This is a genomic window from Pseudomonas sp. TH43 (assembly GCF_016650635.1).
GTDB lineage: Bacteria > Pseudomonadota > Gammaproteobacteria > Pseudomonadales > Pseudomonadaceae > Aquipseudomonas.
This window is the reverse complement of record NZ_JAEKFI010000001.1, coordinates 774458-797370: the sequence shown is the minus strand read 5'-3', so window position 1 is coordinate 797370 and position 22913 is coordinate 774458. Positions and strand designations below refer to the sequence as shown.

Annotated in this window: 22 protein-coding genes and 1 tRNA gene; 6 read left to right on the top strand and 17 right to left on the bottom strand. The window is 57.9% G+C overall.

What is annotated here, in order from left to right; translation table 11 throughout:
- Positions 1-2: 2 nt before the first annotated feature.
- The 3 genes from JFT81_RS03430 to gstA form a co-directional block, all read right to left on the bottom strand.
- Positions 3-1991, bottom strand: a complete 1989-nt coding sequence (locus JFT81_RS03430; RefSeq protein ID WP_201226119.1) for a U32 family peptidase — start codon at positions 1989-1991, stop codon at positions 3-5.
- A gap of 611 nt (positions 1992-2602) precedes the next feature.
- Positions 2603-2983 (bottom strand): RidA family protein, encoded by a 381-nt coding sequence (locus tag JFT81_RS03425; protein ID WP_201226118.1) that lies wholly within the window; start codon positions 2981-2983, stop codon positions 2603-2605.
- Positions 2984-3076: 93 nt separating this feature from the next.
- Positions 3077-3688, bottom strand: a complete 612-nt coding sequence (gene gstA, locus JFT81_RS03420) for a glutathione transferase GstA (protein ID WP_201226117.1) — start codon at positions 3686-3688, stop codon at positions 3077-3079.
- 109 nt (positions 3689-3797) lie between these two features.
- Between gstA and JFT81_RS03415 the strand changes: the two genes are divergently transcribed.
- Entirely contained in the window at positions 3798-4694 is an 897-nt protein-coding gene (locus tag JFT81_RS03415) for a transcriptional regulator GcvA (RefSeq protein ID WP_201204169.1), read from the top strand.
- Here JFT81_RS03415 and JFT81_RS03410 read toward each other — a convergent pair.
- Positions 4691-5236 carry a hypothetical protein gene (locus JFT81_RS03410; protein WP_201226116.1) on the bottom strand — a complete coding sequence of 182 codons (546 nt, stop codon included), beginning with the start codon at positions 5234-5236 and terminating at the stop codon, positions 4691-4693. The genes JFT81_RS03415 and JFT81_RS03410 overlap by 4 nt on opposite strands.
- Before the next feature lie 129 nt (positions 5237-5365).
- Positions 5366-5575 carry a hypothetical protein gene (locus JFT81_RS03405; RefSeq protein WP_201204168.1) on the bottom strand — a complete coding sequence of 70 codons (210 nt, stop codon included), beginning with the start codon at positions 5573-5575 and terminating at the stop codon, positions 5366-5368.
- Positions 5576-5678: 103 nt separating this feature from the next.
- Between JFT81_RS03405 and JFT81_RS03400 the strand changes: the two genes are divergently transcribed.
- Complete coding sequence (locus tag JFT81_RS03400) at positions 5679-6224, top strand: NADAR family protein (RefSeq protein ID WP_201226115.1); 546 nt, start codon at positions 5679-5681, stop codon at positions 6222-6224.
- Positions 6225-6267: 43 nt separating this feature from the next.
- Here JFT81_RS03400 and JFT81_RS03395 read toward each other — a convergent pair whose 3' ends face one another.
- The 7 genes from JFT81_RS03395 to JFT81_RS03365 form a co-directional block, all read right to left on the bottom strand.
- Complete coding sequence (locus JFT81_RS03395) at positions 6268-7848, bottom strand: EAL domain-containing protein (RefSeq protein WP_201226114.1); 1581 nt, start codon at positions 7846-7848, stop codon at positions 6268-6270.
- Between the two features lie 102 nt (positions 7849-7950).
- The gene (locus tag JFT81_RS03390) at positions 7951-9018 is read right to left on the bottom strand and encodes an AraC family transcriptional regulator (RefSeq protein WP_201204167.1); all 1068 of its coding nucleotides are present in this window, start codon (positions 9016-9018) and stop codon (positions 7951-7953) included.
- Positions 9019-9108: 90 nt separating this feature from the next.
- A complete protein-coding gene (locus JFT81_RS03385) occupies positions 9109-9804 on the bottom strand; it encodes an SDR family NAD(P)-dependent oxidoreductase (protein WP_201226113.1) in 696 nt (231 codons plus the stop codon).
- A 213-nt stretch (positions 9805-10017) separates the two neighbouring features.
- Positions 10018-10380: a hypothetical protein gene (locus JFT81_RS03380; RefSeq protein WP_201226112.1), complete on the bottom strand. Its 363-nt coding sequence runs from the start codon at positions 10378-10380 to the stop codon at positions 10018-10020.
- Positions 10381-10543: 163 nt separating this feature from the next.
- On the bottom strand, positions 10544-11104 hold the full coding sequence (locus JFT81_RS03375; protein WP_201204163.1) for a fasciclin domain-containing protein: 561 nt from the start codon (positions 11102-11104) through the stop codon (positions 10544-10546).
- Positions 11105-11544: 440 nt separating this feature from the next.
- Positions 11545-12282, bottom strand: coding sequence for an NAD(P)-dependent oxidoreductase (locus JFT81_RS03370; protein ID WP_201204161.1), 738 nt, complete (start codon positions 12280-12282; stop codon positions 11545-11547).
- Between the two features lie 512 nt (positions 12283-12794).
- Positions 12795-12882 (bottom strand) — tRNA-Ser (locus JFT81_RS03365).
- 122 nt (positions 12883-13004) lie between these two features.
- On the opposite strand from JFT81_RS03365, the gene JFT81_RS03360 reads away from it, so the two are divergent.
- Together JFT81_RS03360 and JFT81_RS03355 are read left to right on the top strand one after the other, a co-directional pair.
- The gene (locus tag JFT81_RS03360; protein WP_008081508.1) at positions 13005-13676 is read left to right on the top strand and encodes a Bax inhibitor-1/YccA family protein; all 672 of its coding nucleotides are present in this window, start codon (positions 13005-13007) and stop codon (positions 13674-13676) included.
- 422 nt (positions 13677-14098) lie between these two features.
- Positions 14099-15445: a hypothetical protein gene (locus JFT81_RS03355; RefSeq protein ID WP_201204157.1), complete on the top strand. Its 1347-nt coding sequence runs from the start codon at positions 14099-14101 to the stop codon at positions 15443-15445.
- A gap of 44 nt (positions 15446-15489) precedes the next feature.
- On the opposite strand, the gene JFT81_RS03350 is transcribed toward JFT81_RS03355, so the two are convergent.
- Positions 15490-15816: a YceK/YidQ family lipoprotein gene (locus JFT81_RS03350; protein WP_201204155.1), complete on the bottom strand. Its 327-nt coding sequence runs from the start codon at positions 15814-15816 to the stop codon at positions 15490-15492.
- A 58-nt stretch (positions 15817-15874) separates the two neighbouring features.
- A complete protein-coding gene (locus JFT81_RS03345; RefSeq protein WP_201204153.1) occupies positions 15875-16312 on the bottom strand; it encodes an Lrp/AsnC family transcriptional regulator in 438 nt (145 codons plus the stop codon).
- A 138-nt stretch (positions 16313-16450) separates the two neighbouring features.
- Here JFT81_RS03345 and JFT81_RS03340 point away from each other — a divergent pair, with 138 nt between their 5' ends.
- On the top strand, positions 16451-17350 hold the full coding sequence (locus tag JFT81_RS03340; RefSeq protein WP_201226111.1) for a DMT family transporter: 900 nt from the start codon (positions 16451-16453) through the stop codon (positions 17348-17350).
- On the opposite strand, the gene JFT81_RS03335 is transcribed toward JFT81_RS03340, so the two are convergent.
- The 3 genes from JFT81_RS03335 to JFT81_RS03325 form a co-directional block, all read right to left on the bottom strand.
- The gene (locus JFT81_RS03335; protein WP_201226110.1) at positions 17347-19248 is read right to left on the bottom strand and encodes an acyltransferase family protein; all 1902 of its coding nucleotides are present in this window, start codon (positions 19246-19248) and stop codon (positions 17347-17349) included. The genes JFT81_RS03340 and JFT81_RS03335 overlap by 4 nt on opposite strands.
- An 85-nt stretch (positions 19249-19333) precedes the next feature.
- A complete protein-coding gene (locus JFT81_RS03330) occupies positions 19334-20371 on the bottom strand; it encodes an FUSC family protein (RefSeq protein WP_201226109.1) in 1038 nt (345 codons plus the stop codon).
- 149 nt (positions 20372-20520) lie between these two features.
- On the bottom strand, positions 20521-22146 hold the full coding sequence (locus tag JFT81_RS03325; protein ID WP_201226108.1) for an NADP-dependent glyceraldehyde-3-phosphate dehydrogenase: 1626 nt from the start codon (positions 22144-22146) through the stop codon (positions 20521-20523).
- A 362-nt stretch (positions 22147-22508) separates the two neighbouring features.
- Here JFT81_RS03325 and JFT81_RS03320 point away from each other — a divergent pair, with 362 nt between their 5' ends.
- Positions 22509-22871: a c-type cytochrome gene (locus JFT81_RS03320; RefSeq protein WP_201226107.1), complete on the top strand. Its 363-nt coding sequence runs from the start codon at positions 22509-22511 to the stop codon at positions 22869-22871.
- The last annotated feature ends 42 nt before the right edge of the window (positions 22872-22913 follow it).

Genomic DNA, 22913 nt, shown 5'->3' with positions numbered 1-22913 from the left:
ACTCAGTGCGGTGCGCGCGGGATGGTTTTCATCAGGTCTTCGGGGCTGATGTGGCCGACCACGCTGCCCGGTTGCGGCAGGTTGAGGATGTGGCCTTTCATCTTGCCGATGATGTGCATCTCGCACGGCTTGCAATCGAACTTCAGCGTCAGCACTTCATCGCCGTGGATCAACTGCATCGGCGCGACTTTGGTGCGCACACCGGTCACGCCTTTGGCCTGTTTCGGGCACAGGTTGAAGGAGAAACGCAGGCAGTGCTTGGTGATCATCACCGGCACTTCGCCTGGCTCTTCGTGCGCTTCATACGCCGCATCGATCAGCTTCACGCCGTGACGGTGATAGAAGTCGCGGGCCTTCTGGTTGTACACGTTGGCCAGGAACGTCAGGTGCGAATCCGGGTACACCGGCGGCGGGCTGGTTTCGGCTTTACGGCTGCCACGCGGATGCGCGGCAACACGAGCTGCAGTCAGCGCTTCGATCACTTCACGACGCAGGGATTTGAGCTGCGAGTTCGGGATGAAGAATGCCTGTGGCGCATCGAGTTTGATGTCGGTGGCGTGGTACTGCGTGGTGCCGAGCTGACCGAGCAGATCGCGCAACTGTTCCAGCGCTTGCTCAGGCTTGTTGGCCACGCCGAACGGGCCGTCCAGGGTGACACTGGCGCTGATGCCTTCTTCGCTGGTGGCGGTGATTTCCAGCTGCTCTTCGCGCAGACGGGCGAACCAGCTCAACGCCACACGACGCTCGGAGGAGGTCTTTTGCAGTGCCTGTTGCCAGTTATGGTCGAGGTTGCGATTGAGCGGGTGGTTCGGGCGCAGCTTGAACAAGCCTTCCGGCATTTCGTTCGGCTCGACGCGGTAGCGGTAGCGCTTCTCGCCGTCTTCTTCGAACTCGCCCTTGGCTTCGGCGATGTTAGCGCGGAAACCGACCACGTCACGTTTGACCAGCACGTTAAGGCCATCGCCGTTGGACAGTGGCTCGTGGGTCACGACCTGCATGTCACGCTTGCCGACTTTTTCGACGGTGCCGACCGGCAGACCGGTGAAGGTCGGCGAGTCGAACGCGCCGATGTCGATCTTGCGATCAGTCACGAAGTAGTCGGTGCTGCCCCGGTGGAAAGTCTTTTCCGGGTCCGGCAGGAAGAAGTGCGCGGTGCGGCCGCTGGAAGCGCGGGCGAGGTCCGGACGATCTTCGAGGACGTCGTCGAGGCGCTGACGGTAATAGGCCGTGATGTTTTTCACGTAGCCCATGTCCTTATAGCGACCTTCGATCTTGAACGAGCGCACGCCGGCTTCGACCAGGGCGCGGATGTTGGCGCTCTGGTTATTGTCTTTCATTGATAGCAGGTGTTTTTCGTAGGCGATCACGCCACCCTTTTCATCTTTAAGGGTGTACGGCAAACGGCAGGCCTGCGAGCAGTCGCCACGGTTGGCGCTGCGCCCGGTCTGCGCGTGGGAAATGTTGCACTGGCCGGAGAACGCCACGCACAACGCGCCATGGATGAAGAATTCGATGGCGGCGTCGGTTTCGTCGGCGATGGCGCGGATCTCTTGCAGGTTCAGCTCACGGGCCAAAACAAGCTGCGAGAAACCGGCCTGGTCGAGGAATTTTGCTCGCTCCAGGGTGCGAATGTCGGTCTGGGTCGAGGCGTGCAGCTCGATCGGCGGGATGTCCAGTTCCATCACGCCCAGATCCTGAACGATCAGCGCGTCGACACCAGCGTCGTACAACTGATGGATCAGCTTGCGCGCCGGCTCCAGTTCGTTGTCGTGGAGGATGGTGTTGATGGTGGTGAAGATCCGCGCGTGATACTTGCGGGCGAACTCCACCAGATCGGCGATTTCGCTCACTTCGTTGCAGGCGTTATGGCGGGCGCCGAAGCTCGGACCACCAATGTAGACGGCGTCGGCGCCGTGCAGGATCGCCTCACGGGCGATGGCCACATCGCGGGCAGGGCTGAGCAATTCCAGATGATGCTTGGGCAAGGACATAGTTTTTTTAGTCAGGCTGTCACGGTTAGGCGCGCATTCTACCCCCGAAACGCGCGCCCGGCACGCCCGTGCTGCCCGATGGCGTCACTCTCCACTGCGCACCTGCAGGAGCAGAGCCTGCTCGCGAAAGCGGTGTGTCAGGCAGCAGCCTGGCAAGCTGTGCCGGCGCCATCGCGAGCAAGCTTGGCTCCTACAGGATTTTGCGTTGTCGCGGATTTCTGGAGTACCGCAAAATTCGTAGGAGCAGAGCTTGCTCGCGAAAGCGATGTGTCAGGCAGCAGCCTGGCAAGCTGTGCCGGCGCCATCGCGAGCAAGCTTGGCTCCTACAGGAATTTGCGTTGTCGCGGGTTCCGGGGACACCGCAAAATTCGTAGGAGCAGAGCTTGCTCGCGAAAGCGGTGTGTCAGGCAGCAGCCTGGCAAGCTGTGCCGGCGTTATCGCGAGCAAGCTTGGCTCCTACAGGATTTTGCGTTGTCGCGGATTTCTGGAGCACCGCAAAACATTGTAGGAGCTGCGGCACGCTGCGATCTGTTGATTCTGGCTTTGATTTTCAAGATCAAAGGATCGCAGCCTCGTTTACTCGACAACTCCTACAGAGGATTTCGCGGGTGTCAGGCTTTGGCGGCCATGGCGGTGACTTCCACGCGCATGCCTTCGACGGCCAGGGAGGCCACGCCTACTGCGGCGCGCACCGGCCAGGGTTTGGCGAAGAAGCGTTTGTACACCTCGTTGAACGCGGCGCGGTCAGCCATGTCGGTGAGGTAGATGGTCAGGTGCATGACGCGATCCATCGAGCTGCCGGCGCGTTCCAGCGCAACCTTCAGCGCTTGCAGCGTGCATTCGCTCTGCAGCGTGATGTCGCCCAGTTCCAGGCTGCCATCGGCATGGGTCGGGATCTGCGTGGAAACCATGATCCCGCCGAACGTCGCGACGTCGGAAGAAATCGAGTCGGCGTCCGGATCGGGTGTGAAGGTGATGTCTTGGTGGGCCATGGTCATCTCTTGTTTGAGCGGATAAGGATCGCGCCAGTTTACAGATTCCCCGCCGGCATGGCCCGTTCAGGGCAAATCCGCTGTAAATCCCGATCAGACCGGCGCAGTCGCCGCTTCAGCCGCCATGGCCGAAACGACACTGCGGCGCGCGGCGATACGGCGCAGGTAGGCCGCCAGCACCGGCCAATCGCCGATATCGATATCGAACGTCGGCAGCCACCCGAGCACGGTGAACAGATAGGCGTCGGCCACACCGAACGTCACCATCAGGTATTGCTGATCTGCGAGCTGGTGACAGAGGAAATCGAGCCGTTTGCAGAGCTTCTGCTTGAACATCGTTTTGACCGTGTCCGGCAAGTCCGCATTGAACAACGGTGCGCTGCCACCATGAATTTCCGAACTGATGAAATTCAGATGCTCCTGTAACCGTACGCGTTCCCAAGTGCCCTGTGCCGGTGCCAGCGTGTTGCCGGGAACTTGATCAGCGAGATACTGCAGGATCGCCGGCCCTTCCGTCAGCACCTCGCCATTGTCCAGTTCCAGCGCTGCGACGTAGCCCTTGCGATTGATGTCACGAAAGTCACGGCCATCGGCGGTGCACTTGCTCTGGTTATTCACGCGAATCAGTTCGAAGGGTAACTCCAGCTCGCGCAGAACAATGTGCGGCGACAGCGAGCAGGTCATGGGTGCGAAATACAGTTTCATGGCAATGCCTGGTAAGGAGGAGGCGCCAGAATCCATTGCGGCGTGGGGATTCGCAAAGGTCATTTGTGCTGTTAGCGTATGACAAAATCTCATGAGCGCAGGATTGCCAATGATCGCCAGACTTCCTTCCCTGAACGGCTTGAGAGCCTTTGAGTCCGCCGCTCGGCATATGAGCTTTACCAAAGCGGCCGAAGAACTGAATGTCACGCAAACGGCGATCAGTCATCAGATTCGTCGCCTTGAAAACGAGCTCGGCGTGCAGCTGTTTCTGCGGCTCAAGGATGGCTTGGCGCTCAGCGACGACGGGCAGGCGTACTTTCCTGGCCTTCGGGCTGCGTTTCATGAGTTGCGCTATTCAACGGAGCAACTGCTGGCGTCGCGCAACAACAGCGTGTTGACCCTCAGTACGCTGGTGTCGGTAGCGTCAAAGTGGTTGCTGCCGCGGCTGCCGTCATTTCAGCAGGCATTTCCCGAGATCGATGTGCGAGTCAGTGCATCCACCGATCTGGTGGATTTTCGCAAGGGCGCAATCGATGCGGCGATTCGCTACGGCCGTGGCGACTGGAAAGGCCTGCGCGCTGATTTTCTGATGTCCGATGAAATCTTCCCGGTGTGCAGCCCGGCATTGCTCAGCGGCCCGAAAGCCTTGAACGTACCTGCGGATCTCGCTCACCACACTCTGTTGCAGGTCAGTGGCGTGACGGCCGATGACTGGAGCACCTGGTTGGGCGCGGCTGGCCAACCATCGCATTTGGCTGCCGGGCCACGGCTGACCTTTGACCTCGCACTGATGGCGGTGCAGGCGGCCGTGGATGGGCAGGGCGTGTGCATCGGCCGTTCGACCTATGTCGACGATGATCTGCGTGCGGGGCGTCTGGTCGCGCCCTTCAGTCTGCGCCTGCAAGATCCCTTGGGTTTTTATCTGGTGACGCCACATGAAACGGCCGATTCGAGAAAAATTCAGGCCTTGAGGCAGTGGTTGCTCGATTGCAGCCAACCCGACTAGTCATCGCAGGCGGGCGATCCTCCGAACTTGGTATCACGCAGACAGAAATAGCTTTTTTTCTTGAAGGTTATGGGCGCTGTCGTGCAGGGCAGAACGTTCTGATCGACTTCGATCGAAAGTGATTCGCCCTCCATCTCGCTCGCGGGGATCTGGATGATGCACATGCCTTTGCTGCTTCGAGACGACCACTCGAGGTTCTTGATCACCTGGTTATCCATTTTTACCACCAGCGGATTGCGTACAGCGCAGTTGTCCAGCGTCGGGTGGCTGGTGACGATCGCGAAAGATCGGTAATTGTCATCGGGCGATGAGTAAAACAACGGAATCATAAACAGCGCGACTACGGACGTTTCACCCACCTGATGCAACGTCACTCGCAGTGGTTCGGCGGCGCAAACGGTTTTTACAATGGTGTTGCCGCGAGGGGAGGTTTCATCGACCCAGCCAGCGTGGGCGTCGGGTTTCCAGTTATGCCCCCATTTGTAGTCAGTGCAGCCGGCAAGACTTGAAAGTACCGCGAGACACAAAGCAATCCTATGCATGATGAAGCGTCCTGAGTGTAGGGATGAACCGTTTTGATCGGAGTGACTATCTGGTGTTGCCGGCGTTAATGCAGCGTTCTACCCGTTCGAGTATCAGTACAGCTGCAATCTCTGAGCTGAGCGGCAGACTCAATGAAGGGTGACCACTCTGCGACTTTCGCCAATGCGGATCCTGTCGAGTGCCCGGTTCAATGCATCAAGTGCATCGAGCAGGGCCTTGGCTTCTGCCTCGCGTCCTTCGCCCCACAGGCGTTCGGCCATTTTGTTCAAGGCCAGAATAGAACGCTCGATTTCAGTGGCCGTCGCCGAGTCGTTACTGACTGTTTGTTTGTTCGCCATTGATCAATCCTTTACTCACTCGAGTTAACCCGTGAATCGAGATTTATCCGCGCCAGTCGTGTTAAATCGCGCACATAAACAAGCCGTCGCCGAGGAGGCATCATTGCACGACTCTAAATATCTTGAAGAGCTTCGCGTTCGCTTCAATTCGGGAGAGAAACTCGAGTTTACTTTTTTCTGGGGCCATCAACGCAGCAAAAGTGGCGTGACCGCTTCGTGCTTCAGCCAATGGTACAACGCCGAATTCACGGTCGATGGGCAACGTTACCTGACCGCCGAACATTTCATGATGGCTGAGAAAGCCGCGCTGTTTGGTGATGACGACATTCGTGCGCAAGTGCTCCAGGCCTCCACGCCCAACGAAGCCAAAGCACTGGGCCGCAAGGTGCGCGGATTCAACGATCAGGATTGGCTGCAACAGCGCTATGCGATTGTCGTGCGCGCCAATCAGGCCAAGTTCGCGCAAAACCCCGAGATGAACGCGTTTCTCAAGGAGACGGGATCGCGAATCATTGTCGAGGCAAGTCCGGTGGATAACATTTGGGGCATTGGTCTGACTCAGGATGACGCGAAGGCGAAAGATCCCAACCTGTGGGAAGGCCTGAATCTGTTGGGGTTTGCACTGATGCAGGTTCGTGACGGCGTTTGAGGCGACCGTTTTCGTCTGCGGGTCATCTGTGCACAATCCTGCATCAGGCGCTTGTAGCGAGCGCAAGCGGCTCAGGGCTCGGCAAGTGCTCGCGATAAAAACGCAGGAACTCACTGGCGCGCATGGCTTTGGCGAAATACCAGCCTTGGGCGAAACGGACATGGTGCGCCTTGAGGCTGTCGATCTGGTGCGCTTGCTCGACGCCTTCGGCCACCATCTCCAAACCCAGTCTGTTAGCCATTTGCATGATCTGCTCGGTGACCGGGCAGGGCTGGCCGTCGCTATTGATGCGGTCGATGAAAGCCTTGTCGAGCTTCAAGACATCCAGCGGCAATTCCTGCAAATGTTTGAGGCTCGAATAACCCGTGCCGAAGTCATCGATGGCCACACAGTGACCGCTGGCTCTGGCGTTTTCGAGAACGTGGCGAGCACGTTCGATGTCGACCAGGCCACCTTCAGTCACCTCCAGCCAGACCTGCGCGGGGCGCACCCGGGATTTGCCCATGGCGGCGTGCAATACCGGCATAAAGCGTCCGCTGTCGACATCGGCGGCTGACAGGTTGATCGACACGTGCAGGCGCGGGTCAGCCGCCAGTGCCGGGCCCAGGTCGCGCATGACTTCGTCGATGACCTGATCGGTAATCGGCAGGATCAAACCACTGTGCTCAGCCAAAGGGATGAACTGTAATGGCGAGACCAGATTGCCGTCCGGTTGCTGCCAGCGCACCAGCACCTCTGCGCCGACGCAATGTTCGTTGTACAGGTCCATGATCGGCTGGTAATGCGCCACGAATTCGTGTTGCTGCACGGCGCGTTTCAGCTCCGCCAGCGGCGACAATTGGCGCTTGGCCCCCCGCCAGATCATGATCAACAACAGCATTGCCGTGATCGCGCCGAACGGCAGGAGTAACCATTCGGCACGGCGCAGGTCGCTCCAGATCTCGTCCCGCGAGACGGCGGCGACGGCAATCCAGTCGCCGCGCCCGACCAGGGCGTACAGATAGCCGTCCGCCAACCCGGCATGCGAGCCGCCGTGGAACAGGGCAAGGATTTTATCCAGACCTGCGCTAGACGCGCCGACCAAGTGCCCGCTGCTGGCGGCGATCGCCAGTTTCACGTTGTCATCGAGTGCGACTTCGAGAAACTGCTTCGGGTCGACCAGCACGTTGAAGGCTGCATATTGCAGCGCCATCATCGGTTTTGACGGGGCGATTCTGGGCTCGACATTGACCGAGACACGCACGCCATCCGCAGTGGTGAAGTCTTCCGGCCATGGCGCCACGTGTTTACCTACGGTGCCCCAGGAACTGCAAACGAAGACTTCTTCTTCGACATAGCCCACCGACTTCACCGAATGAACGTTGAGTGCGATCAGACGCATCTGATCGATGCCCTCGGCGGTACACGGTGCAAGGGGCAACGCCGCTAAGGTTTTGAGCGCCGTGGAGGCTTCGCGCAGTGTGACGTCTGCCTGATGCGAAGCGATTTGGGCGAGGGCTTCGAGACGTTGATGAGTGCTATTGATCGCCAGCATCCACGCCAGGTAACACGCCAACCCCAGTGAAACCACCACACTGAGAATTGCCAGAAAGACGCTTACCCCGATAATCCGCGCGCGATGCATGTTGCCGCCTTGGCCTTGTTGGCCATTCAGTTCGCTGCGTAGCGACTGATTCAGTTTCTGCGACTATTTTGAGCGTTTGCCGCGCGGCGCCATTGACCCAGATCAAGCCCTCGATTGGCGATCCATGTCGACTCTTGCCGCGGTGGTATTCGGTTTGGCGCGAAGGGTTTTGCGATATTCCGCCGGAGAGATGCCATGCGCCTGGCGAAATGCATGGCTGAAAGAACTGGCTTGAGAAAAGCCCAGCAGCAGGGCGATGTCCATGATGCTGGAGTCGGTGCGTCGCAAGTAATGATCGGCCAGTTCCATGCGCAGGTTTTCCAGAACCTGATTGAAGTTTTCACCCTCGACCGCCAGTTTGCGCTGCAGGGTGCGCGGTGAAATGGCCAACTGGCTCGCCAGACTTTTCAAACTGAAATCGCCGCTCGGCAGTTGTTCGGTGAGCAGGGCGCGCAACCGATCGGTGGCGGTGAGCGCTGGATAGGCCAGGCACATTTGCCAGTCAGCCTCCAGCAGCATGTTGCGATGGGCGCGCGGATCGGCGCCGTGGATCCTGCTCGACAGCAGTGACTCGGCAAACACCAGCGCATTGCTGCCAGCATCGAACTGCACCGGGCAGCCAAAAAAGTGTTCATACAGGGCCGTATCACCGATAGGCGAATGCATCATGCGCACTTCGAGCATGGGCGCGTTGCTGGCGATCAACCAGCGTCCGAACGCCGCCCAGCCGACCAGCAACGCTTCCTGATGCAGCGCGCAATAAGGTTCCAGTTCACTGATGCGTTGATGTTCAAGTGTCACGCGTCCGTCGCTGATGACGATCCGCGTTTGGCTGGAGGGGCAGTCGTAAACGATTTTGCCGAAACGCAGAATCATGTTCATCGATTCACCCAGCGTCGGGCTGGTCATCAACACATAACCGAGCGCGCCGTAGGTGCCGGGGCGCACCGCCGCGCCGACCAGCAGGCCGAAATGCGCAAGGTTACTGACGCGCGCCGTCAGGTCCAGAAGCGCGCGCACATGGCGCATGGGCACGCGCAGCATGGAGTCGGCCAGTTGTTCGCGGGCGAGGCCGATCTGGTTCAACAGCCAATCGCCATCGCAACCGTGTCGCTCGGCGACATCAAGGACGTGGTTGACGAATGCAGCGCTGGAGGTGGCGGGTCGCATGGGAGGCGGGGAAGTCCGGTAATCCGGTGATCTTGCTTTTCCGAAATTTGAAGGAGGCGACGTCGCGAGAGCGCACGGCGTCAATCGACGCTACATGCGACCCATCACCGGAATACCCGTGCCGGTGACCGCTGAGGCTTGTTCCGAGATCAGGAACAGGATGACGGCGGCCAGTTGCGCCGGCGTCACCCAGCGCTGATGGTCGGCGTCCGGCATGGCCCCGCGATTTTGCGGCGTGTCGAGAATGCTCGGCAGCACCGCGTTGACCGTGATGTCCATGTCTTTGAGTTCCTCGGCAAGGCTTTCCGTCAGGCGCAGTACGCTGGATTTCGAGGCAGCATAGGCGCCCATCCCCAACCCGGCCTTGGCCGCCATGCTCGCGCCGATATTGACGATGCGCCCGGCGGAAGATTTCAGCAGCAGCGGCAACATGGCTTTGCTGGCATTCAGCGCGGTGCGCAAGTTCAAACTGTAGAGGCGGTCCCAGGCTTCTATCGCGCCACCGAGCAAGGGTTCCCATGCATAGCCGCCCGCGACGTTGACCAACGCATCGAGTCGGCCGTAATGGTCGTTGATCTGCTGAGCGACTTCCTGGCAATCGGCAAAGGAGGTGAGATCGACTCCCGACAATATCAATCGTTTGGCCGAGCAAGGAATCGCGATAGGCGCCTGATCGATCAGCACCAGGTCTGCACCTTGGGCGGCTGCCATTTCAGCGAGGGTCTCGCCGAGATTCCCCAAGGCGCCAGTAATCGCCACAACGCGCCGTGAGAGTGATCGAGTCATCGAGAATCCTTTCCTTTCGAAGGGCGCATACTCTAATGATATCGATGGGCCGTGGCATGCTTTTGCAGGTCAACTTGTTGTGCAAAGGTGCCAATATTTTATTGGTTTGCGTAACGCTGTGTTGAAGCAGATTTCAGTCGCCAAAAAATTGGCCCGCCAGAAACGACAAAGCCCCGAATAATCGGGGCTTTGTGTTATCTGCCAGCGGTGCGATCACGCATCGGGTGGTACGTCGTTCACCGTGATTGCTGCACCCTCGTGGAGTTTTGCGCAGTGATCAGAATTATAGATACCGACGAGCAATGCGTCCTGATCCGCTCTGGGCAGAGACCTCAGACTCCACTTGGCTTTGATCTCATCGTGCATCTGTTTTGCGTCGGCAATCGATGGCTGGTAACCGCTTTTTGCCGATGCCCAATTGGCGTGATTGGAGATGATGTCGATCTTGTCCGTCTGACCGACGAGCTTGGCTGCCATCGAGCATTCAAGGATGCTTTTTATCTCCTGTTTGCCGGCGTCATCGGAGCACGCGGTGAGGATGGCGGCGGAGGCCAGGACAAGTAGCAGTCTTTTCATGACGAGTCTTCCTTGATAGACGCGCGGGAGGGGAATCGCGTCCCGCTGAGGTGCGTTGTCTATCGGCCTGTCAGGCGCATACTTGAATCTTTCAATGCTAGAGATCGCCGAACCCTGTCTGAGGCGGACGCGAGCATTTTCGCGTCCGCCGCGGCCATGAAAATCAATTCGGCATCAGTACCGTATCGATCACGTGTATGACGCCGTTGGACTGTGTGACGTCAGCGATGGTGATGGCGGCTTTGCCTCCTTTAGCGTCCTGCACCCATAACTTGCCGTCGTGCAGCATGACGGTCAGAGATTCGCCCTGTACGGTTTTCAGCATCACTTTGCCGCCGTGCATTTTGGCGTCATCCATCAGCTGTTTTGAGGTGTGAGTGCCGGCCACCACGTGGTAAGTGAGGATTTTCGTCAGGTCAGCCTTGTGTTCCGGTTTGACCAAGGTGTCGACCGTACCGGCAGGTAGTTTTGCGAAGGCCTCGTTGGTGGGGGCGAAGACGGTGAACGGCCCTTTGCTGTTGAGCGTGTCGACCAATCCAGCGGCCTTGACCGCGGCGACGAGTGTCGTGTGATCTTTGGAGTTGACCGCGTTTTCGACAATGGTTTTGGTCGGATACATGGCAGCGCCGCCGACCATCACGGTATCGGCAGCAAAACTGGATCCAGCACCGAGGCATAGCAGTGTCAGGCAAGTGATAGCGAGGCGTTTGATGAGCGAGTGCATGTTGAGTCTCCTGGATTCTTCGACCCTTCGTATGAGGGTATTGAATGTACGGAGCAGGAGCGCAAGCGGATGCACCGCCAGGCAAAATTTTTCTCGGCTCTCGCGCATGCCGCCCAAACAGTCGCAACAAACAAGATCAGAACACCGCAACGAGAGGCGTCGCGGCATCACTCTTACTGGGTTGTGGAGGCGTCGGGACACTCATCGGCCGAGCTACGGCGATGCCGGCCGGTGAGCGTGTCACTTGTCGCCTGCGAGCTAGCCGCAAATGCTGCATTTGTGCCCATGCAAGAAAGTGCGGCGAGTGCGAGGATCGAAGCCTTCATTCAACCGTCATTCCAATGGGGCTGTAGCCGAAAAATACTCGGCATGCGGTAGCGGCGAATGATGACGTCTGGATGTTGAAATTTCCAAGTGCTGTCAGAACCCGCCCCCATCAGTTACGAAACAGGGTGCCCCTCCAGAATTGCAAATGCATCATCACGGGGTGCGTACCCAACAACATCCTTCGTTTTATCAATAGAAAGGCGCTTGTATCTATTGTTCGAAACACCATGGACGACGTGGAAACCGCTCAGCTCGGCCTCAACGCAATTTTTGAGTAGCGCGACGACATCCCTGTAACTGATAAACGCAGCGACATCCCTGGGACTGTGAGTCTCCCCGGGATGAAATTCGGCCACGTTGGCGATGCGCACCGCGACGGTCGTCATCAGACCATCATTTGCATACATCGACGCCAGTGCCTCCCCGAACGCTTTGCCGACGCCGTAAAGATTGCCAGGTCTGGGCGCCATGCATTCATGTACTTGCACATCTTTTGGATAACCTTCGATGGCTTGGGCGCTGCTGGCAAATATGAAACGCTTGCAACCCTGAGCCTTCGCGGCGACCAGCATATTGTAGGTACCCACAATATTCACCGGCAGGACAGAGGTCATGAAGTCAGCATCTGCATTAGGATCAGCCGCTAGATGAATCACGGTTTCTATTCCTTCGCAGGCCGCAAGACAGTTGTGCAGATCTCGGATGTCGAGGGCGAGGTGTTCGACTGAATCCGGAAAACTATTGACGTCGACATCGGCTAAACGCAAATCCAGTTCATCGCCATACGCTGCCCAAAAAGCACTGCCGATTCTGCCCGCAGCACCGGTGACCAAAATTTTTCCCGCACTCATTTCCGTGTGTCCTCAGGGGAGAGAGTCCATTCAGGCCTCTCAGTAACCCCGATGAATACCATTCTTGGTCGCTCTACATCAAGGGAACACCAACACGGTGAGCTATCAAATCGAAGATGGGGTCCATTGGGTTCTCGTGTCTTTTTGTCGGTTTTCCTGGGTCTCTCCACAATGACAATTTTGGCCCAAAGTCGTCAGCCGGACGTTTTCTGCGACGTCGGCCAATCCGCGCGACCTAGTTCGTGAGCTCCATGATGGCGGCTTCTAGTGCGAATTTGTTTTCGTTATTTTGAAGGGCAGGGAAGGGAGCAGATCTGAAATTGGCACTCAACGCTCCTCCGTGAAAGACCCAGCGTAGGACCGGGTTACATGAAGAGTGTTTTACGTTTGGCAGGGCGGCAGAGAAGGCAGAAAGCAGGTCGAGTTATGGAACACATTCTGAAAGACGGAAATTTTCGTAAATCCCAGAAACGACAAAGCCCTGAATAATCAGGGCTTTGTCGGTACAAATATGGCGGAGGCGATGGGATTCGAACTCATGGACCTGTTACAGTCGACGGTTTTCAAGACCGTTGCCTTAAACCACTCGGCCACACCTCCGTTGCGTTGCGGGCGCCATAATACCTGAATGAAACACACTGTCAAACTCTCTGCATGGCTTGTTACAGAGCGTCTGTTATGATCTTTGCGACTGAACGTTTCAAACCAACAGGAGTGTCGCCATGCGCGAACAGGATTACGCAGTTAATAACAGCGTGCAGGCTGAGCAGCTAGAGGTTAGCCGCGTCCTGCGCAACACTTACGGCTTACTGGCTCTCACCCTCGCATTCAGCGGTGTGATGGCTTTCGTGGCTCAGCAGATGCGTGTTGGCTACCCGAATATTTTCGTGGTGCTGATCGGCTTCTACGGGCTGTTCTTCCTCACCAACAAACTCCGTGATTCCGCGTGGGGCCTGGTGTCCGCGTTTGCGCTGACCGGTTTCATGGGTTTCCTGCTTGGCCCGATCCTCAACCGTTACCTGGGTATGCAGGGCGGCGCTGAAGTGGTCAGCTCGGCGTTCGCGATGACGGCGCTGGTGTTCGGCGGTCTGTCGGCTTACGTGCTGATCACCCGTAAGGACATGAGCTTCCTCGGTGGTTTCATCACTGCTGGTTTCTTCGTGTTGCTGGGTGCAACGCTGGCGAGCTTCTTCTTCCAGATCAGCGGTCTGCAACTGGCGATCAGCGCAGGTTTCGTGCTGTTCTCGTCGGTCTGCATTCTGTTCCAGACCAGCGCCATCATCCACGGCGGCGAGCGTAACTACATCATGGCGACCATCAGCCTGTATGTATCGATCTACAACCTGTTCATCAGCTTGTTGCAGATCTTCGGCATCATGAGCCGCGATGACTGATAGTCAGCCGCTTCAACAAAAAACCCGCTTCGGCGGGTTTTTTGTTGCCTGTAAAACGAGTGATGGCCTTTTACTTACAAAATAGAGAAAAAAGTCTGGCGCTTTGATTGAGATGACCTACACCTGTAAGCAAGGAAGGACGGTAATTGATCGACAGGAGTCGGTATGCAGCAGCTCCCACTCGGCCCTCGCGTCTCTCTCGTTTACTTCCAGCACTAACGTAAACCGGCTACTGGCCGGGTTGAGTGTGTTCGTTCGCCCAGCAAAACCCAGGAGGTGCAAGAGGTAAGAATCGGCTTAAACCCTGACCGTATCCCGGCTATCGAACCGGGACCCTGATGCCATAAAAATAATGGAGGCTCTGCAAGGCAGGAGTGAATCTCGAGCCATGGCAGGCGTTGTCCCAGTCAAGGAGACGATCGATGAACCAGCCCCAATCAAAGCTTGCAGTAGTCGCAGTATCAGCAGCGCTGTTCAGTGCAGCGTCCAGTGCCGGTGTCTATCCCGATTATGGGTATGCACCGCCCGCCAGCTACACTGGCGAAAAATTCGTACTCAGCCAGAGTTACCCGGCAACGGCGCCAAAAGGCCCACTACCGGAGTTCTTCAAGAAACTGCCGGCCAAGCCGGATAACAATTTCGAGACCTGGCGCGGCTACATGGAGGAAGTGAAAAATTACTGCCTGGAAGGCAACGTCGATAACAACTGGGATGTACAGAAAAACAAGGTGCGTCAGTGGTATCACATGCCCTGGCAACACTATGGCCCACTGGGCCGCGAAGGTATTCATGGGTTGACCAAGGAAGCGCAGATCAAGGCCAAGCAATTGGCGCCAACCCAGGTCGCCACCGGCCAGACCTATGCGGTGGGCATTTACAACGATATCGGTGCCTACACCATCGGCGAGGTCTGGAAAGACCCGCAAAACCCCGATCCCAAGTACACCTCGAAACCGAACAGCTTTGCCAACGGCACTGTCGTGTGTAAAGCCCTGTTCGCCGACATCGACCGCAACACCGTGCCTTTTCTGGTTAACCCCGTTCTGTGGCAGGGCTACATCACCGACACGTTTACTTCCGTCAATCGCAAGATCAAAGATGTCGCGCTGATCCAGATGGACATCGCCGTGCGTGACACGCGCATGAGCGATACAGGCTGGATTTTCGGTACCTTCCAGTACAACGGTGAGAAAACCGGCAAGGCCGGCTGGGACAATCTGGTACCGGTGGGGATCATGTGGGGCAATGATCCGCAAGAAATCGGCAATGACTTCACCAACCCGGAGCCAACCGTTACCAAGATCAATAGTGCGCTGCAACAGACCGCCATCAACGCCGACAAGGAACTGCCACCCACTCATCTGGGCTGGAACGGTCGCCTCAACGGCCCGGTGGACAATCCCAACAGCTCCTGTCTGAGCTGCCACGCCACCGCCGAGTCGCCGCAACTGGCGATCATGAACCCGACTTTTCAGAGCAACGCGCCGAAGCCGGGATCACCTGAATGGATGCGCTGGTTCCAGAACATTCCAGCAGGCCATGCCTTCACACCGAGTGCACAAAGCACCGACTACAGCCTGCAGCTGTCGGGTGGTCTGGTGAATTTCTATGAATGGAAGTGCGACATGGGCGGTATCTACGAGGACGGCAAGAACGCCTGCACCAAAGCGGCCAGCATGAAGCTGAAGATGTCGCAGGAAAGCAACGCCGCGCCAGAGGCTCATCAAAAAGTCATACGTGACCCGAGCCTGCAGCAACTGCTGGAGTAAACCGCTGCCGCCTCCGTACGCATGGGCGTGCGGAGGCGCTCAGCTCAATTGATCTCGATGCTGCCGTCGGCCTGTTGTTTGTAGATCGTGTAGGGCAACAGCAAGGTATCGAGCACTCCAGACGCGCCAACATCGATCAGCATGCCGAAATTCGCATTGTTATAGTCAAAGGCATCGACACCGTCCCGCAGTTCGGCGTGCATCATGCAGAAGTCATACGTCACGCCGCTGTAGATCCGCGGTACGGCTCCGCAATAGGTCTTCTTCTCCTTGAGGTTTTGCGCAGAGTCTTTATCACTCAGCGCAACGGTCTGCACCGTGCCGCAGCCGGCCAGCATCAACGATGCGAGCAGCATTGCCTGTATTTTCATTACCGCCAATCCTTCGCCGGAAAAACCTCAATCTACGCCGAACGTGCGGAAAAAGCACTCACGCCATCGGCGGCAAGCGACGCTTGACCGGGGTCTTTTTGACGATCGCTGTGTTGGTTTCAGCCATTGTATTAAGGCGATCGAGCAGGGTGTCCAGTTGCTCCATCGAACGTACATGCAAACGGGCGATGAAGCAGTCCTCGCCGGTGACCTTGTCGCACTCGGTGAACTCGGGAATGGACTGAATCTGCCGTTCGACTTCTTGCAGTTGTCCCGGCAGTGGCCGCACTCGCACGATGGCCTGCAACTGATAACCAAAGCATTTCGGGTCAATTTCGACCGTGTAGCCTTTGAGCACGCCACGCTCTTCCAGCCGCCGCAGACGTTCGGCCACGCTAGGTGAAGACAATCCACTGAGCTGTGCCAGTGCTTTCAGCGAGCGCCGCGAATCCTCCATCAATGCGTTGATGAGGATCTGATCAATATCGTCGGTCATGAACAAACTCCAGTATTAGGCAATCAAGCAAAATTACCCGCGATAAAAAAGGAAAATATCGAGTTTAGCCTGCTTTTAGCGCTGGAGAGTTGAAAGGCGGGATCGGCATACTTTTGCCACGACCACAGGAGATCAATAATGGACAAAACACTCCCTAGAGGCACAGTTGAAATGACCGCCGCCATGCTCATATCCGGGACGATCGGCTGGTTCGTGCTGGTTTCCGGGCAACCAGTGCTGGACGTGGTGTTCTGGCGGTGTGTATTCGGTGCCGGCACCTTGTTGCTGATTTGCGCGGCATTCGGCTTTCTGCGGCCGGGAATTCTCACCCGCACAACGTTGCTGCTGGCCGTGCTCAGCGCTGTGGCGATTGTCGGCAACTGGTTACTGCTGTTCGCCTCGTACTCGCGGGCCTCGATTGCTATCGGCACCGCGGTGTACAACGTACAGCCGTTCATGCTGGTGGGACTGGCAGCACTGTTTCTGGGCGAAAAAATCACCGTACAAAAGCTGTTCTGGCTGGGCGTTTCGTTTACCGGGATGCTCGCCATCGTCAGCGCCCACGGCACGCAAGGCGAGAGCGGTCACGACTATCTGATGGGCATTGGCCTGGCGCTGGGCGCGGCGCTGCTGTACGCGATTGCCGCGCTGATCATCAAGCGCCTGACCGGTACGCCACCCCACCTGATTGCGCTGATTCAGGTGTGCACCGGGGTGTTGTTGCTCGCACCGTTCGCGCATTTTTCCGCACTGCCACAAGCGCCGAGTGCCTGGGCCAGCCTGGTGACGCTCGGCGTTGTGCACACTGGCCTGATGTACGTGCTGCTTTATGGCGCGATTCAGAAATTACCGACTGCGCTGACGGGCGCGCTGTCGTTCATCTACCCAATCGCGGCGATCCTGGTCGACTGGTTCGCCTTTGGCCATCGCCTGGAAACCCTGCAATGGATCGGCGTCGGCGCGATTCTGCTGGCGGCCGCGGGCATGCAACAGGGCTGGGGCTTCAAGTCGAGAAGGCGCATTGCGGCGCGCCCTTAGAGAGTCTTGATCACGTCTTTGAACAGGCCTTTCAACTGTTGGTTGCCGGCATCGATCAGGTGGTTGTCGTCAAAGTACAGCGGCACGCCGTCCACGGACCCCCGGCAGTTGCCGTCCGGACACAGATAAGGGGTCGGATCGATCACGGTCGCGTTGCATTGGCGTGCGGCGGCTTCAATGGTGAAGTTGGCAATCCTGTTGCGCTTTTGATAATCCACCAGCGGCACGGAAATGTCGGACGCCTGCTGGAACAAACGCTGATTCAGATTCAGGCCTTTGTACACACTGAAGGGCATTTCCGGAATCGGTCTGACGATATAGACCGGATGATTCTGCGCGATTTCACAGACGGTTTTGCTGTACTCGGCAACGTAGGCATCGACAAATCCAGAGTCGCCGGCCGCCGCTTGCTCGGGAAAATGAATGCGGTAGCTGTTGTTTCTGCTCGGGTCGGCGTACAGCGCTGCACGACTGAGCAGAACCACGGGAACGCCCTGAAACGATTGCTTCAGCACCTGTAGTTTTTCCTGATTGAACGCGCGGCATTTGTTTTGCAAATTCTTGTCGCGCATCTCGAAGTTCAGTAGTGGCGGGCAGCCGCCGAGTGACCAGGACAGGGCAGCTTGCGGGTTGTCCATCTGCACGGCGGCAGCGGTCGATTGCGCATGACTGTCGCCGAACAGAATGACCGAGACGTCTCCTGTGCCCAGTTTGCAGTCTGCGGCGGTGTGGGCGTTGGGGTAGCACTCCTGCGGGTAAAGCTTGCTGGTGTACTCGGGTTGTCCCAGGTCGACAAACGCCAGACGCGCGGCCGGGTATTGCTTGACCAGCGACGACGTCATCGCTGCCACCGCAATGACGCCGACCGTCAGTGAGGCGAATTTGAAGAGCGTTCGCGGGGCCGTCGTGACGTTCTTGACCTTCGACTCTATCCAGTAGAAGGACAGCGCGCCCAACAGCAATGACAGTGCGATTGCACCCACAACGTGCGGCCAACTGCTCAACAGGCCGCAAAGGTACAGCAGCACCACCAGCGGCCAGTGCCAGAGGTACACGGAGTAGGAAATGCTCCCGATAAACTGCAGGATGGTGCTGCGACTGAACATCGACTGCGTGTTGCCATGGATCACCAGCATCGTCCCCAGCACGGGCAGCAACGCAAGGTAGCCTGGCCAAAGGTCGTCCTCCGAAAAGCACACCACGCTGATGAATATGGCGAGCAGTCCGAGGCCTTCGCAGATCGAACCGTTGCGCGGCTTCAGGTGCAGCGGAAACAGGAAGACCAGGCCGCCGGCGATCATCTCCCAGGCGCGCGCCGGTAGCATGTAGAACGCGAAAATCGGCGATGTCTGGCTCAGAACCACTGATGCGCCGAACGAAACCAACGCCAGCGCGCATAGCGCATACCTGGTTTTCTGCGCGCCGAAGTATCTGTAAAGCGCCATGATCAGCACGGGATAGAGCATGTAGAACTGCCACTCGACCGACAATGACCAGGTATGCAGCAGCCAGTTCTCGTGCAAGGGCGCATCGAAGTAGTTGCCATCTTTGGCAAACAGGAAGTTCGAGCTGAACAGCAGGCTGCTTTTGATCGTGCGGATCGACTCGCGGAAATCATCCAGTGGCAGATACACGTAACCGAAGATCAACAGTGCGACGCACAACGTCAGCAGCGCAGGAATGATCCGCCGTGCTCTGGAGGCATAGAATCCGAGGAGGGAAAACTTCTGTTGTTGCAGGCCCGTACAGATGATTCCAGTCATCAGGAATCCGGAGATTACGAAGAAGACGTCGACGCCGGCAAACCCACCGCCAAAGCCCTGGATCCTGAAGTGAAAGAGCACCACCGAGAGAACGGCAAGTGCCCGTAACGCATTGATATTCTTCCTGAACTGCATGTGTGCATCCATGTCACTTTTACGTTGCGGTGGCGCATTGTAGTGATCATGTCGGCTTTGTTACATGAGAATTATGCAGCGCTGTTCAGATGTTCCAGCGTGGTGCCGTTTTCGCCAGGCGCTGGCGCATTTCGCCAACGTTGGCTGCCAGTTGCCGGGTCAGCAATCGGTAGCCATCAAGCGGGCTGTAGACCGGCTCGTCAAGGCTGGCGTCGGGCAGTTCCAGTGGCCGGTCGAGGCGTTGGGCGGCACCGGTCTTCAACGCCCGCGCCATGCCGATCAACTGCACACGGATCTGCCGATGTTCGGCCTTCAACGCCGATTGCAGATGAGCCATGGCGTGCGGGTCATTGGCGTCCGGGCGGGTGTTGCCGAGGATCTCCAGCGTGCTGATGCACATGCGCAGGTTGCGCTGGATCGCATCGAGTTCGGTCATGGAAATCTTCACTTCCTTGGACACCGACGGCATCAGTGAGCGCAGTTGCACCATGACTGCGCCCAAACGGCTCATCAGTTTCAGATGCTCATCGGCGCTGACCGGCTGGCCGCTGATGATTCGCCCGTACACCGTGGCGCAATCGCGCAAGGCATCGGCGAGGTTGTAGCGCCACGAGTACACCGCGTACAGCGGCAAAGCGAAAGAGAACGCCAGGGCCAGGGCGATGCCGATGAGGATGTCGACGCCGCGCCACAAGCCGTCGGTGATCGGGTTGTCGCCATGCCCGGCGACAATGAATACGGTGATCGCCGAGAGCAGGGCGGTGTAACCCCCCTTGCCAATGGCGTGATAGGAGAAAAATCCGCAGACCACCGCCATCGCAAAGTAGGTCAGCCACGGCATGCCGAGCCACGCCTGCTGTGCTACCAACAACAAGCCGACGCCTGCGCCAATCAACGTACCGGTGGCGCGCTCAGCGGCTTTCTTGCCGATGTTGCCGTGGTGCTGCAAGCCGCCGATTACCACCAGCATGGTCACCGAAGCCCACTCGCCGTGGGGCAGGTTGATGCCGGTGGTCAGCAGGATTGTCGCCAGCAAACCCAATGCCACGCGCACGGCGTGAATCAGCCGTGCGTGTCGGTAGCGCCGATACGGGTCCAGCAATGGACGTAGAACACGGCGCAATAGCGGTGGCAGTCGGTGGGAGCTGTAAGTACTCAGTGCGAACCTCGCTTCATCTGTCCCGGGCCAATGGATGCTGAAACCAGTGTAGCCACTGATTTACCGGGGTTTGGCTGTTTTAAACAGGAGATCCCTGTCCCACCGTCTACCGATCAGAAGATGTAATCAGTGGTCAGGAAGCTCGAATCGCGGCCGCGAATGATCTCGCTGATCAAATCCTTATTGCTGTCCTGGAACTTGGTCGCCACCAGCGTGCGGATCGAAAACACCCGCAACGCATCGTGTACCGACAACGTGCCCTCGGCGGAATTCTTGCGGCCATTGAACGGATAAGTATCCGGCCCGCGCTGACACTGGGCGTTCAGATTGATCCGGCCAACCTGGTTGGCGAACGTATCGACCAAACGCCCGACCGCTACCGGGTTAGTGCCGAAGATGCTCAACTGCTGGCCGAAATCCGATTCCAGAACGTAATCGATCACCGTGTCGAGATGGCGGTACGGCACGATCGGCACCACCGGGCCGAACTGTTCTTCCTGATAAACGCGCATCTGCGGGTTCACCGGGTAGAGCACGGCAGGGTAGAAGAACGATTCGCGGGATTCGCCGCCATTCGGGTTGACCACTTCGGCGCCCTTGCTGCGCGCGTCCGCGACCAGGCCATGCAGGTAATCGACCTTGCCCGACTCGGGCAATGGCGTCAGTGACACACCGCTGTCCCACGGCATACCCGGTTTGAGTGTGGCCAGTTTGGCGTTGAATTTCTCGATGAAGCTGTCGACGACGTCTTCATGCACAAAGAGGATTTTCAGCGCCGTGCAGCGCTGACCGTTGAATGACAGCGAGCCGGTGACCGCTTCGCTGACGGCGTTGTCGAGATCGACCTCCGGCAAAACGATGCCGGGGTTTTTCGCATCCAGGCCCAGTGCGGCGCGCAAACGGTGCGGTTTCGGGTGCAGCTTCTTCAGGTCACTGGCGGCTTTGTTGGTGCCGATGAAGGCGAAGATGTCGATCTTGCCGCTGGCCATCAAGGCACTGACGGTTTCGCGGCCGCTGCCGTAGATCACGTTGATCACACCGGTCGGGAAACTGTCGCGGAACGCTTCGAGCAACGGACGGATCAGCAGAACGCCGAGCTTGGCCGGTTTGAACACCACGGTGTTGCCCATGATCAGCGCGGGGATCAGCGTGGTGAAAGTCTCGTTCAACGGGTAGTTGTAAGGGCCCATGCACAGGGCGACGCCGAGCGGAACACGGCGGATTTGGCCAAGGGTGTCCTGTTCCAGCTCGAAACGGCTGGAGCGACGGTCGAGTTCTTTCAGGGCATTGATGGTGTCGACGATGTAGTCGCAGGTGCGATCGAACTCTTTTTCCGAGTCCTTCAGATTCTTGCCGATTTCCCACATCAGCAGTTTGACTACGGCGTCGCGTTGCTGGCGCATGCGGCCGAGGAAGGCTTCGACGTGCTGGATGCGCTCGGCTACGCGCATGGTCGGCCACAGGCCCTGGCCGCGATCGTAGGCACGCACGGCGGCGTCGAGAGCGGTGAGGGCGGTGTCGGCATCGAGCAGCGGCGTGCTGCCGAGGATCACTTGTTCGTCGCCATGGTCACCCTTCAGATAAACCGGGCTGCGCACCGTGGCGAGCGGGCCGTCCCAGCGGCGTAACTCGCCATCGACGAGGTATTCGCGTTGCTCGACCTGACCGTCGAGGCGGTATTTTTCCGGGATGTCGCTGACAGAAGGGAAGAGGTTGCCAAGGATGTTTGCTGTGGTCATGTCGCTACCCCGTATTTGAAGTCGGCGTGCAATTGAAAAGTCTGTACAGGTTATACGCCTGAATGCGCCGAAATTTAAACCCGCAAATGTCACTCGAATGTCACGCAAAGGCGCAGAGCAGAGGGCGGCTGGCCGAACCGAAATCCCTGTAGGAGCTGCCGAAGGCTGCGATCCTTTGATCTTGTTTTTAAAATCAAAGTCAAAAGATCGCAGCCTTCGGCAGCTCCTACAGGGGGGCTCGCCCGAAACAATGGCTGGCCCCGTTTGCCCCCCTCGTTGTCCCGCAATGCCCTCAACCGTTGTCTGTCGCTGTCTTAAGGTGTGATCACAACAATAAGCGGCACCCCCACACGAGGAACGTCATGCGTTCAATTCGATTCATCGCATTGCTGACTCTGGCCATCGCACTGGCCGGCTGTGGCGATGACGCCAAACCGGCGACCACTTCCAGCATCGCCAACAACGCCGTGCCCAAAGACCCGGCCCTGGCGCAGATCTACGCCAACAGCTGTCAGCTTTGCCACGCCAATCCCGCCGCCAACGCGCCGCTCACTGGCGACCGCAAAGCCTGGGCACCGCGCATCCAGCAGGGCACTGACACGCTGCTCGATCACGCCATCAACGGCTACAACGGCATGCCGCCGATGGGCCAGTGCGTTGAATGCAGCGAAGAGCAATTCCTGCAACTGATCGGCTTCATGGCCGACCAGCCCCTCCCACAATAAGGTGCCCGGCATGACCATGGATCTGACACGGCGTCAGTTGTT